The following is a 12,104-nucleotide window of genomic DNA, read 5'->3' as shown; positions in this document are numbered from 1 at the left end:
CGACGCGACGGTGCGGTACACGCAGGAGCGCAGGCAGTTCGGCCGGACCATCGGCTCGTTCCAGGCCCTCAAGCACCGCATGGCCGACATGTACGTCAGGGCCGAGACCGCGGCGTCGCTGTCCTACTCGGCCGCGGCGATGGTCGCCGCGGCGCAGTCCCCCGGGGACGGGCCCGACTCCGACGACGCCGCCTACGCCGCGGAGATCGAGGCCGCCGCGGCCAAGGTGTACTGCTCCGAGGCGCTGCAGTGGATCACCGGCGAGGCCATCCAGCTCCACGGCGGGGTCGGGATCACGTGGGAGTACGACGTTCACCTGTACTTCAAGCGGGCCCACGGCACCGCTCAGCTACTCGGCCAACCCCACGAGATCCTGGCGGCGCTCGAGGTGGCCGCGGGCCTCTAGAATCACCTGCATGAGCCCCTTCCCCGAGCACGGACGGACCAACGACCAACGACTCGCCGAGGACCTGGCCGCACAGGCCGGACGGCTGCTCACCGACCTGAGGGTCTCCCGTGTCGCTCCGGAGGAACTCGGCGACTTCGCCGAGGGGGAGGCCCGCGCCGTGATCCTGGACCGGCTCGCGGTGGCCCGCCCCGACGACCTCGTGTTCGGCGAATGGAACCCGGACTCCCGGGCCCGCCTCGAGGCGGACCGCGTGTGGATGATCGACCCGCTGGACGGCGTCAGCTCGTACCGCACCGAGGGCCGCCCCGACTGGGCGGTGCACGTGGCCCTGTGGGAACGCGGCCCCGACGGCACCGGCGGGATCACCGCCTGCGCGATCGCCATGCCCGCGTACGGGCGGGTGATCACCGGCCGTGGTGCCACCACCTATCAGCCGATCTCCATCATCCGCGGGCCGCACCCCGGCCCGTTGGTCCCCCCGCGCGAGGACGACCGCCTGCGCATCGCCGTCTCGGAGGCCGATCCCCCGGCGTTCGCGGAAGAACTCGCCGAGACCCTCGGCGCCTCCCTCACCCGCCTCGGCTCGGGCGGGGGCAAGACCGCCACCGTGGTGGAGGACGAGTGCGACGCCTACATCCACACCAGCGGCCACCACCAGTGGGATTCCGCCGCCACGTACGGGGTGGTACGCCAGCGCGGACTGCACGCCAGCCGACTCGACGGCTCCGAGCTGGTCTACAACGTCGAGGAGAACGAGTTCCCCGACCTGCTCGTGTGCAAGGAGGACGTCGCGGACCGCATCGTCGAGGCGGCGCGGGCGTACCTCTGACCCGGTACCGCTATCCCTCCAGGCCCCGGTAGCCGTCGAACCGCTCGGCGACCTGGTCCTCGCTGAGCCCGTAGTCGGCGAGCGTGTAGCGGTGGGCGGGCGCCCGCTCGCCGGACAGACTCCTGGCGTTCTCCGTCTCGACCGCCTCCCGCACTCCCTCGTCGAGCTCGGTACCGATCGCGGAGTACACCCGCTCGACCACTCCCGCCGGGTCCTCGATGAGCTCCCGGTGGTTGACGTCCACGAACGTCGCCCGCGAGCCCGGGTCGGCCTCGTGCCGGGCGCGGACCGCGTCGAACTCGGACACGCCCCGCGCCCACAGGTCGAGCTGCGAGGACCCGATGTACTCCGGGGTGAACCGGGTCGACCAGTCCGCGGCGGTCCGGTGCGCCAGCGAGAACATGGACGCCATCGACTTCCGCGGATCGCGGTGCGTCTGCACCACCACGGCGTCGGGGTACACCTCGAGCAGCGCGTCGAGCGCGAACAGGTGGCTGGGGTTCTTGAGGACCCACCGCCGCCCGGGGTCGTCCGCACCGATCAGTTGGAGGTTGCGCTTGTGCCGCCGGTACGCGGGCACCCAGTCCACGCCCTCGAGCCAGCGCGAGTAGCCGTCGAGCCTGGCCAGGCACTCATAGGAGGCGGCCGTGGCCGACTGCCGGAGCAGCTGCCAGCACTCCTCCAGGTCGTCGGCGGAGATGTAGTGCACCCCTCCGTAGTCGGGGTTCTCCGACATGAACCCGGCGTACAGGTCACGCAGGCCGCGGTAGGTGGGATCGTCCTCCCACTGCTCCCTCGGCGGCCGGGGCTTGGGCACCTCCGTGAGCCACAGTTCCAGCCCCTGGTTGGCGGGGTCGGCTCCGAGGAGCCGGTGCAGCGCCGTGGTCCCGGTGCGGGGAAGCCCGGTGACGACGACGGGCCGCTCGATCTCGACGTCCGCCTGGGCCGGGTCCGCGGAGAAGCCGGCCTGCGAGACGAGCCGCGCCACCATCGCGCCCTTGAGCACGGAGCGCCAGTACTTGCTTCCCGCCGGGGTGAGGCCCGCGTCGGAGTGCAGGGAGTCCAGCAGCACGCCCAGCGCGTCGCGGTGGCGGTCCTCGCCGTCGCCGAAGTCCTCCAACCCGATCGCCCGCGAGGCGCTCGCGTGCAGGTCCTCGACGGTGCCGACGTGCACCCGCTCCGTGTCGCTCACGGCCGACCCGGTCATGACAGCCCCCTCCGCGCGAACGCGTCCTGCCGCGCGGCGATCCGCTCGCGCCACTGCTCGGCGGTCACCCGCTGGTCGTCGTACCCGGGTACCTCGTCGGCGAGCCGGTCGAACGGCACCACCTTCACCGAGGGGCCGAGCTCCGGCGTGACGGGCTCGCTCACCCGCTGCCAGCGGAACTGCATGATGCCCTCGCGGTGGCCCAGGGTCTCGATCCAGTTGGCCAGACCGGGATCGCGGTCGGCCACGACGAGGTGGATCATCCCGTCCGCGCCGACGTGCGCCTGGTCGGCGGTGAGGCTGGTCTGGTGGTGCACGTACTCGAGCGAGGCGTACCACATGCTGCCCAGCTGGAAGCCCTGGTAGGGCGCCCCGGCGACGGGCACCGAGATCACCATGGCCTCGTCCGGACCGAGCTCGAAGACACCCGCGGAGGAGAACTGCGTGGTGAGGCCGCCGGGGGTCTGCCGCGGTTCGTTCAGTGTGTTGCGGACCTGGTCCCCGAAGAACCACTCGGGGAACGCCAGCCACGTCCGCAACCGCCCGATGAGCGCCTCGGCGAGCTTGGCGTAGAACTTCTCCTGACCGGCGAGCGTCACCGGCTCCGGCGCGGTGCCCACCGTGTCGACCCTCCGCAGGATCGCCGACCCGGCCACCTCACGGCTCCAGTCCGAGTAGACCTCGCGGACGGCGATCATCGAGGTCCCCGGGTGGAGCACCACGTAGCCGGCGTCGCCCTCGTCGTCGTCGTGCCTCGCCGGACCCAATCGGAAGCGATACCGTCCGTCGTCGCCGATCTCCAGCGCGCGGTCGTCGAACGCCGCGTGCGACGCGGCGCGCTCATCGGCCGAATACGTCCCGGCCATGACCTGGAACGACAGGTCCGCCGTGGTGCCGCGACGGCCCTCGATGACGTACTCGGCGCCGTCGGTGAGGTTGGCGTAGAAGTACAGCGTGTCGGGGTTGTCCAGGCCCATCTTGGTGTACGGGCCCGTGGCCTGGAACAGCTGCGGGTGACTGCGACCGCGGTGTTGGCCGGTCTCGATGGCGCCGCGGATGGTCCCGAGCAGGTAGTCGAGCCCCTCCGCGACGTCCGCCTCGGTCCGCACGTGTGGCGCCGACCGGATGATCTCCTCGGCCTCGGCCAGGGCGCGGGCCAGCGGGCCGGTCGCCCCGGTCCCCCCCACCGTGCTCTCCCCCACCGTGCTCTCCCCCACAGCGCTCTCCCCCACAGCGCTCTCCCCCACCGTGCCGCTCACAGCCACGTGTAGGAGTCGGCGGATGTGATGAAGTTCTCGAGCTCTTCCTGCTCGGGCGTCGGATCCACGACGTCCTCCTCAATACTCAGATAGGCGCCGCGGTAGAACAACAGCGGCCGGACATCCCGCTCAGTCGGTCCGAGGTGGGCGACCCGTCCCAGGACGATCCAGTGATCGCCGCCGTCGAGGACCTGGTCGATCTCGCAGTCCAGCCACGCCATCACGCCGTCGATGACCGGCGAGCCGAGCGGGCTCGGCGACCAGTCGATCGAGGCGAACTTGTCGTCGCCGCGACGGCCGAACGTGGAGGACACGTCCTCCTGCTCCTCGGACAGGATGTTGACGCAGAACCTGCCGGCCGCCTCGATCCCCTTCCACGACCCCGACGTCTTCATCGGGCAGAACAGGACCAGGGGCGGCTCGAGGGAGAGCGCGGAGAAGGACTGGCAGGCGAACCCGACCGGCGCGTCGTCCCTGACCGCCGTGATGACGGTGATCCCGGTACAGAACTGGCCGAGCGCGTCGCGCAGTTCCCGGTTGGAGAAGCTCTGCCCCTCCGGGGGGTGGTCGGTGCTGCTCATCTGAAGTCGGTCCTCCCTGGACTCGGTCGTGCGCGGGCGTCATCGGGCGTCCCGGGCTCATCTGGTCGACAACCCTGCTGCCCGGGAAACCAGCCTAGGCGTCTACTTGAAGCCGACTGAGAAGTCGTGGCCCCACAGGCTCACGGCGGTGGACTCCCGTGCCACCCAGTCCGAATCGTCGACCTGCACGCCCTCGCAGCCGTACTCGCAGTCGAATCCACCGGGCGTCTTCATGTAGAAGCTCAGCATCTTGTCGTTGACGTGCCGGCCGAGTGAGGCCGACATCCTGACCTTCTTGCGCAGTGCCCGGTCCAGCCCGAGTCCCACGTCGTCGGCCGACGCGACCTCGACCATCAGGTGGATGATCCCCGTGGGGTTGGGGAACGGGGTGAACGCCAGCGAGTGATGGCGGGGGTTGCAGCCGAGGAAACGCAGCCACGCGGGCTCCCCGTCGGCCGGTCGACCGACGATCTCCGGCGGCAGGCTCATCGAGTCACGGAGGGCGAACCCGAGGACGTCCCGGTAGAACTCCAGCGCCGCCGCCTCGTCCGGGGTGGAGAGCACGATGTGGCCCGCCCCCTGGTCGCCGGTGACGAACTCGTGCCCGTAGGGGGTCGGGATGCGGCGGTGCTGCAGAGCGATGGTGTGGTAGATCTCCAGCGTGAACCCGGCCGGGTCCTGACAGGTGATCAGCCCCCGCACCTTCCGGTCCCGCTTCACCTCGTCCGGGGCGTCCTGCCAGGCCACCCCGGCCTCGTCGAGACGTCGCCTGACGTCGTCGAGCTCCGCCTCGTTCGCGCACTCCCAGCCCACCGCGGCGAGCGTGTCCTCCGGCCCGGGGACGATGATCCACCGGTGCGGGTTCTCGTCCATACGGAAGTAGAGCGCATCCGGGTCGTCGCCCTTGCCCTCGACGAACCCGAGCACCTTGGTGCCGTACTCGCGCCAGGCGTCCATGTCGGTGGCGTAGATCCGGACATATCCGAAGTTGCTTATTGCCATGCCAAGTCAGTCCTCTCGATCCGCTAGGGCGGATCAGACCATCGAGTCCGCGACCTTTTCGCCGAACTCGTTCTGTCCGTACATGATGTACGCCTTGGTCGCCTCGTTGGCCGCGTGGACCCGACCGGCGTTGGCATCGCGCCAGAAGCGCTGGATCGGCGAGGTGTCCTCGAGCGCGCGGGCGCCGGAGTTCTGGAACAGCAGCCCGATCGCGTCGATCGAGCGCTGGGTGGCGCGGACCTGGTCCCGACGGGCGCGGGTGCGGATGTCCATACCCGGGACGTCGCCGGCCTTGATCAGGTCCATCTCCTCGCGGACGTTGCGCATGAGCTGCAGCCACGCCGCGTCGATGTCACCCGCGGCCTCGGCGAGCCGGACCTTCGCGAACGGGTCGTCCTTCACCTTGGTGCCGAATGCGGCACGGACCCGCGCGCGCTGGTGCTCGCGGTGCACCTCGTAGCACCCGAACGCCATGCCGACGATCGGGGTGGAGATGGTGGTGGGGTGGATGGTGCCCCACGGCATGCGGTAGATCGGGTTGGTGTTGACCTCCAGCCCCGGGCTGGTCGTGTTGGCCATGTCACCGAAGGACAGCACGCGGTGCGCGGGGATGAGGGCGTCCTTGATCAGGATGTCGTTCGACCCGGTGCCCTTGAGTCCGGCGACGTGCCAGACGTCGAGGATCTCGTACTGGGACTTCTCCACCAGGAAGGTGCAGAAGTCGATCATCTTGCCGTTGCCGTCCAGCACGGGACCGCCCACGAACACCCAGTCGGCGTGGTCGCAGCCCGAGGACCAGGACCACTTGCCGTTGAGGAGGAACCCGTCGTCGGTCTTCGTGGCCGCGCCCATCGGGGCGTACGACGACGAGATGCGGACGGTGGTGTCCGAGCCCCACACGTCCTCCTGCGCCTGCTGCGGGAACAGGGCCAGGTGCCAGTTGTGGATTCCCAGGATGCTGGCGCACCACCCGGTGGACGGGCAGGCCGTCGCGATGGTCATGGCGGCGGTGTAAAAGGCCTCCATGTCCGCCTCGTACCCGCCCCACTGGGCGGGCTGACAGAGCTTGAAGAAGCCGGCCTCGTCGAGCTCCGCGATGTTCTGCGGATGGACCCTGCGCAGGTCCTCGGTCTCCTGCGCACGCTCGGCGAAACCGGGCAGCAGTGCTTTGATCCGGTCGATGACCTCGTGGTTGGCGTGCTCGCTCATGTGATCCCTCTCTGGCTTTTGTGGGCCGCTTGGCCTTAGACTAGAACACGTTACAGTTTTCCACCAGACTGAACCGCCCGGAACTCAGGCTATGGCACCCCGTGCCAGCGCCGACAGGGATTGGTTGTGACCGGCATCCCGATTCTATAACCTGTTCTCATCCGGCTCACGCCCTCAGGAGGATCATCATGACCGCACACGGCTCGGCCCCCGGAGCTGTCCGCGAAATCGACACGGGCGAGACCCGGGATCGTTACGCGCGCGGCTGGCACTGCATCGGCACCGTCAAGGAGTTCAGCGACGGCGCCCCCCACTCCATCCAGGCCTTCGGCACCAAGCTGGTCGTCTGGGCGAACGACGAGGGTGAGATCAACGTCCTCGACGCCTACTGCCGGCACCTCGGCGGCGACCTCTCCGACGGCGAGGTCAAGGACGGCAACATCGCGTGCCCGTTCCACGACTGGCGGTGGGGCGGTGACGGCAAGTGCAAGGGCATCCCCTACGCCAAGCGCGTCCCGCTGCGCGCCAGGACCCGCGCCTGGATCACCAACATCCAGTCCGGCCAGGTCTTCGTCTGGCACGACCACGAGGGCAACCCGCCCCTCGACGAGGACGCGATCCCGGTCATCGCGGAGTACGGCACCGGCGAATGGACCGACTGGGAGTGGAACCGCCTCGTGATCGAGGGCTCCAACTGCATGGAGATCGTCGACAACGTGGTCGACATGGCCCACTTCTACTACATCCACTTCGCGTTCCCCACGTACTTCAAGAACGTCTTCGAGGGTCAGACCGCCACCCAGTACCTCAACACCAAGGGCCGGCCGGACCACGACCCGACGGGCGGCAAGTACGGCGACACCCTGCTCGAGTCCGAGGCGTCCTACTTCGGTCCGGCGTACATGATCAACCCCCTCAAGCAGATGTACGGGGACTTCGAGACCGAAGCGATCCTCATCAACTGCCACTACCCGATCGACCAGAACTCGTTCGTGCTGATGTACGGGCTGTCGGTGAAGAAGCCGGCGGGCTTCGACGACGCGACGGCCGCCAAGATGGCCGCGAAGATCGCCACCTTCTTCGGCGAGGGCTTCCTCCAGGACGTCCGCATCTGGCAGCGCAAGTCGCAGATCGCCAACCCGCTCCTGTGCGAGGAGGACGGTCCCGTCTACCAGCTCCGCCGGTGGTACGAGCAGTTCTACGTGGACCGCGACAAGGTCGAGCCCGAGATGCAGGAGCGGTTCGAGTTCGAGGTCGACACCACCGCCGCCAACCAGTACTGGGAGGGCGAGGTCGCCGAGAACATGCGCAAGCAGGAGGCCGGTGAGGCCGAGATCTCGGACGAGCAGACCCAGTACACCGGCATGGCCAAGGTCGCCGGGGAAGCGAGCGCCTCCCGCGCGGAGAAGTGATGTTCAAGCAACACGACTCGCGGCGCGCGCCCACCTGGGACGAGACCGACCCGGCGCGCGCCGCGCGGCTGCACGGCGACACCGATCTGGACCGCGAGACCTACACCCGGGCGGGTTTCCACCCCGTCGAGTGCCGCGCGTGCGGTACCTGTGTGTCCGTCCGGAAGAACAGCGAGAAGCACACCTCCATCCAGTGGACCGCGAGCAGTGACCGCGCGTGCCCCGTCCTCGCCGAATGGCGGGACGGCGGCGAGCGGCCGCAGGGGGAGGACACCTGCCCACGGATGCTCGCGAGCATCCGGTACGCCTACGCGGAGGGTCTGATCACCCTCGCCGACGGCGTGGATCCTGCTGACGCCGATCACATGGTCAACCCGCTGTACGTCCCGGAGTAAAACGTCCGGGAGTGATCTCCCGCCCCGCCGCATTCAAGCGATAGGCTCCCAATCCATGACCGCCACCCCACAACTCGGCTCCTTCGTGCGCGAACTCTCGATCGCCGAGGTGATCGAGGAGACCGCCGACGCCAAGTCGATCGTCTTCGAGATCCCCGCCGGTGCCGAGGAGGACTTCCGGTACACCCCCGGACAGTTCCTCACCCTGAGGATCCCCAGCGACAAGACCGGGTCCGTGGCGCGCTGTTACTCGCTCTCGAGCTCCCCCACCGAGGACTCCCGACTCAAGGTGACCGTCAAGCGAACGGTCGACGGGTACGGATCCAACTGGCTGTGTGACAACGCCGAGGTCGGCATGACCATGCACGTGCTGGCCCCGTCGGGCATCTTCACGCCCAAGAACCTCGACCAGGACTTCATCCTCCTGGCCGCCGGCTCCGGGGTCACCCCGGTCATGTCGATCCTCAAGTCGGCGCTCGCCCAGGGCACCGGTCACATCGTCATGGTGTACGCCAACCGTGACGAGAAGTCGGTGATCTTCAAGGACGAACTGCAGGCCCTGCAGCGGGAGAACCCCGATCGGCTCACCGTGCTCCACTGGCTCGAGTCGGTGTCGGGCATCCCCTCCCCCGAGATGATCGGCAATCTCCTGCACCCGGTGGCAGCCAAGCGCCAGTCGTACATCTGCGGCCCGGCGCCGTTCATGGAGACCGTCAAAGACGGGCTCCGCCGCTCGGGTGCCGACATGCACCTCATCCACACCGAGGCGTTCTCCTCGATCGAGGGCGATCCGTTCGCCGAGATCGTGATCGACGACTCGCCTGGAGACGACGGCGCCGGGCCGGCCACGGCGATCGTGGAGCTCGACGACGAGACCCACGAGGTCTCGTGGCCCCGCAACACCCCGCTGCTCGACGTCCTGCTGTCGAAGGGCATCAAGGCGCCGTTCTCCTGCCGCAAGGGCGAGTGCTCCGCCTGTGCCTGCATTCTCAAGTCCGGCGAGGTCGAGATGATCCACAACGGGATCCTCGACCCGGAGGAGGTCGAGGAGGGGTACGTACTGAGCTGCCAGCTCCTGCCCAAGACCGATCGCGTCGAGGTCTCGTACTCCGAGTGACAGACTGCAGGGCGTGAACCACCCTGTCGTCACCTTCACCTCCCGATACGGCTCCACCCGCAAATACGCGGACGCGCTCGCCGAGAGGATCGGGACGCGCGCCGTGGGTCTCGCCTCGATCGGGGACGCGGCCGCCGCCGACCCGTTGATCGTCCTCGCACCTCAATACGTCACGACGATCCTCGGTCGGCGACGCATCATCCGGGCGATCCGCTCGGCTCCGGGCCCCGCGGCCCTCGTCGTCGTCGCCCTGTCCCCCGCCGACGACCCTGGTCGCGGCACCCTCGCGCAGAAACTCGTGGCGGCCTCCGGTCGCGAGGTCACCGTCTTCCAGTTGCGCGGCGACCTGGACCCGGACCGGCTGCGGTGGGCGGACCGCGTACTCATGGCTGCCCTGCGCAGAGAACTGCGCAAGACGCCGGACGAACCGATGGCCCGCCTCCTGCTGAACCGCGAGCGGGTGGAGTTCGTCGACGAGTCCACCCTCGGGCCGATCGTGGACTGGGCGCAGGGTCACACCACGACCGGCACCTGACGGTCCCGTCGACGAACTGCCGCGTTCTGTACTGATGCGGTCTAGACGCCCGCCTGCTCCTTCTGGATCTCCAGCGCGATGTCGATCAGCTGGTCCTCCTGTCCGCCCACCAGGCGGCGCTCGCCCGCGCGGATGAGGATCTCCGATGAGGGCACGCCGTACCGGTTCGCGTGGCCCTCGGCGTGCTTGAGGAAGGACGAGTAACAGCCCGCGTATCCGAGCATCAACGCCGACCGGTCGACCACGCACTCGGTCGGCATGAGCGGCCGCACCACGTCCTCGGCCGCGTCGGCGATCTTGAAGAAGTCCACGCCGGTGGTGATGCCGAGCTTGTCGCACACGCCCACCAGCGCCTCGACGGGTGTGTTGCCGGCGCCGGCGCCGAAGCGGCGGGTCGAACCGTCGATCTGCTGCGCGCCGGCGCGGATGGCCATGATCGAGTTCCCGACGCCCACGTCGAGGTTCTCGTGCCCGTGGAAGCCGACCTGCGCGTCGTCGCCGAGCTCCGCGACCAGCGCGGCGACCCGGTCTGACACCTGGTCCATGACGAGCGCGCCCGCCGAGTCGACGATGTACACGCACTGACACCCCGCATCGGCCATGATGCGGGCCTGCTTCGCGAGCACCTCCGGGGGTTGGGTGTGGCTCATCATGAGGAACCCGACGGTCTCCAACCCGAGCTCACGGGCGTATCCGAAATGCTGGATCGAGACGTCGGCCTCGGTGCAGTGGGTGGCGACCCGGCAGATCGACCCGCCGTTGTCCCGCGCGGCCAGGATGTCGTCCTTGATCCCCAGTCCCGGCAGGGTGAGGAACGCGATCTTGGCCTGCGTGGCGGTCTCGGCCGCCACCTTGATGAGGTCCTGGTCGTAGGACTTGGCGAAGCCGTAGTTGAAGGACGCTCCGCCGAGGCCGTCGCCGTGGGTGACCTCGATGACGGGGACCCCGGCCCCGTCGAGCGCCGCGACGACCTCACGGACGTCGTCGACGGAGAACTGGTGCCGCTTGTGGTGCGAGCCGTCACGCAGCGACGAGTCGGTGATGCGGATGTCGAGTTCAGGGCTGTACGCGCGGGCGTCTGCGTTGTACGGGTTGGTCCTGTCCATGGTCCTCACACTCCCAGCGTGGTGGTGGTGAGCTCGGTCCTGCCGAGCCGGGTCCGGGCGATGTCCTCGCCGACCTTGGTGGCGGCGGCGGTCATGATGTCGAGGTTCCCGGCATACGGCGGCAGGAAGTCCCCGGCCCCCTCGACCTCGACGAAGATGGCGACACGCGCCATCCCCCCGGTGATCTCGGTGGGCGGATCGAACTGTGGTTCCTGGAGCAGCCGGTACCCCGGCACGTACTCCTGGATCTCCTTCTCGCGCTTGCGGATGGCGGTGGTGATGAGGTCCTGGTCGGCGCCGGAGGGGATCGCGCAGAAGATGGTGTCGCGCATGATCATCGGGGGCTCGGCGGGGTTGAGGATGATGATCGCCTTGCCCCGCTTGGCGCCGCCGACCTTCTCGATGGCCAGCTTGGTGGTCTCGGTGAACTCGTCGATGTTCGCGCGGGTGCCCGGCCCCGCCGACTCGGAGGAGACCGAGGCGACGATCTCCGCGTACTCCACCGGGACGACCGAGGAGACCGCGTGGACCATCGGGATGGTGGCCTGGCCGCCGCAGGTGACCATGTTGTGGTTCGGCGCGTCGACGTGGTCGTGCAGGTTGGCGGGCGGGATGACCATCGGACCCACCGCGGCGGGGGTGAGGTCGATGGCGGTGATGCCCGCGGCTTCGTAGCGGGGCGCGTAGGCCTTGTGGACGTAGGCGCTGGTGGCCTCGAACAGCAGGTCGGGCTTCTCGCCTCCCGCCTCGATCGCGGCCAGCAGTTCATCGGCCCCGCCGGACATGCAGGTCAGTCCGTGGTCTGCGGCGCGCTTCATCCCCTCGGACTCCGCATCGATACCGATCATCCACCTGGGCTCGATGAACTCGCTGCGCTCGAGCTTGTACATGAGGTCGGTGCCGATGTTTCCCGACCCGACTATCGCGGCGGTGAGCATGGTCTTCTCTGTCATATCGACAGTCTCTCCACCTGTCTTCTCCGCCACAATCAGGCGTGCCGCTCAGCGGAACAGCTTGCGTGACGGAACCCGGAGTCGCCCGTC

General features: G+C 68.7%; 13 protein-coding genes. 6 read left to right on the top strand and 7 right to left on the bottom strand.

Annotated features, from left to right (window positions below; all coding sequences use genetic code 11):
* Window positions 1-406, top strand: a 406-nt coding sequence (locus G6020_RS14035) for an acyl-CoA dehydrogenase family protein (RefSeq protein WP_182611038.1), incomplete at its 5' end; no start/stop codon positions are given.
* Window positions 407-416: 10 nt separating this feature from the next.
* Window positions 417-1,238 (top strand): inositol monophosphatase family protein, encoded by an 822-nt coding sequence (locus G6020_RS14030; RefSeq protein WP_182611037.1) that lies wholly within the window; start codon window positions 417-419, stop codon window positions 1,236-1,238.
* A 10-nt stretch (window positions 1,239-1,248) separates the two neighbouring features.
* Here the strand turns inward: G6020_RS14030 and G6020_RS14025 are convergent, their stop codons facing one another.
* The 5 genes from G6020_RS14025 to hsaA form a co-directional block, all read right to left on the bottom strand.
* Window positions 1,249-2,445 carry a sulfotransferase gene (locus G6020_RS14025; protein ID WP_182611036.1) on the bottom strand — a complete coding sequence of 399 codons (1,197 nt, stop codon included), beginning with the start codon at window positions 2,443-2,445 and terminating at the stop codon, window positions 1,249-1,251.
* Window positions 2,442-3,632 (bottom strand): hypothetical protein, encoded by a 1,191-nt coding sequence (locus G6020_RS14020; RefSeq protein ID WP_182611039.1) that lies wholly within the window; start codon window positions 3,630-3,632, stop codon window positions 2,442-2,444. Before G6020_RS14020 ends, G6020_RS14025 begins: the two co-directional genes overlap by 4 nt.
* A 68-nt stretch (window positions 3,633-3,700) precedes the next feature.
* Window positions 3,701-4,285 (bottom strand): 3-hydroxy-9,10-secoandrosta-1,3,5(10)-triene-9,17-dione monooxygenase reductase subunit, encoded by a 585-nt coding sequence (hsaB, locus tag G6020_RS14015; RefSeq protein ID WP_241730852.1) that lies wholly within the window; start codon window positions 4,283-4,285, stop codon window positions 3,701-3,703.
* Between the two features lie 102 nt (window positions 4,286-4,387).
* A complete protein-coding gene (hsaC, locus tag G6020_RS14010) occupies window positions 4,388-5,287 on the bottom strand; it encodes an iron-dependent extradiol dioxygenase HsaC (RefSeq protein ID WP_179524543.1) in 900 nt (299 codons plus the stop codon).
* A 33-nt stretch (window positions 5,288-5,320) separates the two neighbouring features.
* On the bottom strand, window positions 5,321-6,496 hold the full coding sequence (gene hsaA, locus G6020_RS14005; RefSeq protein WP_182611035.1) for a 3-hydroxy-9,10-secoandrosta-1,3,5(10)-triene-9,17-dione monooxygenase oxygenase subunit: 1,176 nt from the start codon (window positions 6,494-6,496) through the stop codon (window positions 5,321-5,323).
* Window positions 6,497-6,684: 188 nt separating this feature from the next.
* Between hsaA and G6020_RS14000 the strand changes: the two genes are divergently transcribed.
* The 4 genes from G6020_RS14000 to G6020_RS13985 are packed head-to-tail and all read left to right on the top strand — an operon-like array spanning window position 6,685 to window position 9,955.
* Complete coding sequence (locus tag G6020_RS14000) at window positions 6,685-7,908, top strand: Rieske 2Fe-2S domain-containing protein (protein ID WP_182611034.1); 1,224 nt, start codon at window positions 6,685-6,687, stop codon at window positions 7,906-7,908.
* Window positions 7,908-8,303 carry a hypothetical protein gene (locus G6020_RS13995; protein ID WP_182611033.1) on the top strand — a complete coding sequence of 132 codons (396 nt, stop codon included), beginning with the start codon at window positions 7,908-7,910 and terminating at the stop codon, window positions 8,301-8,303. The genes G6020_RS14000 and G6020_RS13995 overlap by 1 nt, the downstream gene beginning before the upstream one ends.
* A gap of 55 nt (window positions 8,304-8,358) precedes the next feature.
* Complete coding sequence (locus tag G6020_RS13990) at window positions 8,359-9,420, top strand: ferredoxin--NADP reductase (protein ID WP_182611032.1); 1,062 nt, start codon at window positions 8,359-8,361, stop codon at window positions 9,418-9,420.
* A gap of 13 nt (window positions 9,421-9,433) precedes the next feature.
* Window positions 9,434-9,955: a flavodoxin domain-containing protein gene (locus G6020_RS13985; protein WP_182611031.1), complete on the top strand. Its 522-nt coding sequence runs from the start codon at window positions 9,434-9,436 to the stop codon at window positions 9,953-9,955.
* Between the two features lie 41 nt (window positions 9,956-9,996).
* Here G6020_RS13985 and dmpG read toward each other — a convergent pair whose 3' ends face one another.
* Complete coding sequence (gene dmpG, locus G6020_RS13980) at window positions 9,997-11,061, bottom strand: 4-hydroxy-2-oxovalerate aldolase (protein ID WP_182611030.1); 1,065 nt, start codon at window positions 11,059-11,061, stop codon at window positions 9,997-9,999.
* A gap of 5 nt (window positions 11,062-11,066) precedes the next feature.
* Window positions 11,067-12,014, bottom strand: coding sequence for an acetaldehyde dehydrogenase (acetylating) (locus G6020_RS13975; RefSeq protein ID WP_182611029.1), 948 nt, complete (start codon window positions 12,012-12,014; stop codon window positions 11,067-11,069).
* Window positions 12,015-12,104: the final 90 nt, after the last annotated feature.

It is taken from the genome of Dietzia sp. B19 (assembly GCF_014145155.1).
Taxonomy (GTDB): Bacteria; Actinomycetota; Actinomycetes; order Mycobacteriales; family Mycobacteriaceae; genus Dietzia; species Dietzia natronolimnaea.
This window is presented reverse-complemented; position numbering and strand designations above follow the sequence as displayed.

Coding starts and splice junctions, on each gene's coding strand:
- G6020_RS14030 (WP_182611037.1), top strand. CDS start 417: ATGAGCCCCTTCCCCGAGCACGGACGGACCAACGACCAACGACTCGCC.
- G6020_RS14025 (WP_182611036.1), bottom strand. CDS start 2,445: ATGACCGGGTCGGCCGTGAGCGACACGGAGCGGGTGCACGTCGGCACC.
- hsaB (WP_241730852.1), bottom strand. CDS start 4,285: ATGAGCAGCACCGACCACCCCCCGGAGGGGCAGAGCTTCTCCAACCGG.
- hsaC (WP_179524543.1), bottom strand. CDS start 5,287: ATGGCAATAAGCAACTTCGGATATGTCCGGATCTACGCCACCGACATG.
- hsaA (WP_182611035.1), bottom strand. CDS start 6,496: ATGAGCGAGCACGCCAACCACGAGGTCATCGACCGGATCAAAGCACTG.
- G6020_RS14000 (WP_182611034.1), top strand. CDS start 6,685: ATGACCGCACACGGCTCGGCCCCCGGAGCTGTCCGCGAAATCGACACG.
- G6020_RS13995 (WP_182611033.1), top strand. CDS start 7,908: ATGTTCAAGCAACACGACTCGCGGCGCGCGCCCACCTGGGACGAGACC.
- G6020_RS13990 (WP_182611032.1), top strand. CDS start 8,359: ATGACCGCCACCCCACAACTCGGCTCCTTCGTGCGCGAACTCTCGATC.
- dmpG (WP_182611030.1), bottom strand. CDS start 11,061: ATGGACAGGACCAACCCGTACAACGCAGACGCCCGCGCGTACAGCCCT.
- G6020_RS13975 (WP_182611029.1), bottom strand. CDS start 12,014: ATGACAGAGAAGACCATGCTCACCGCCGCGATAGTCGGGTCGGGAAAC.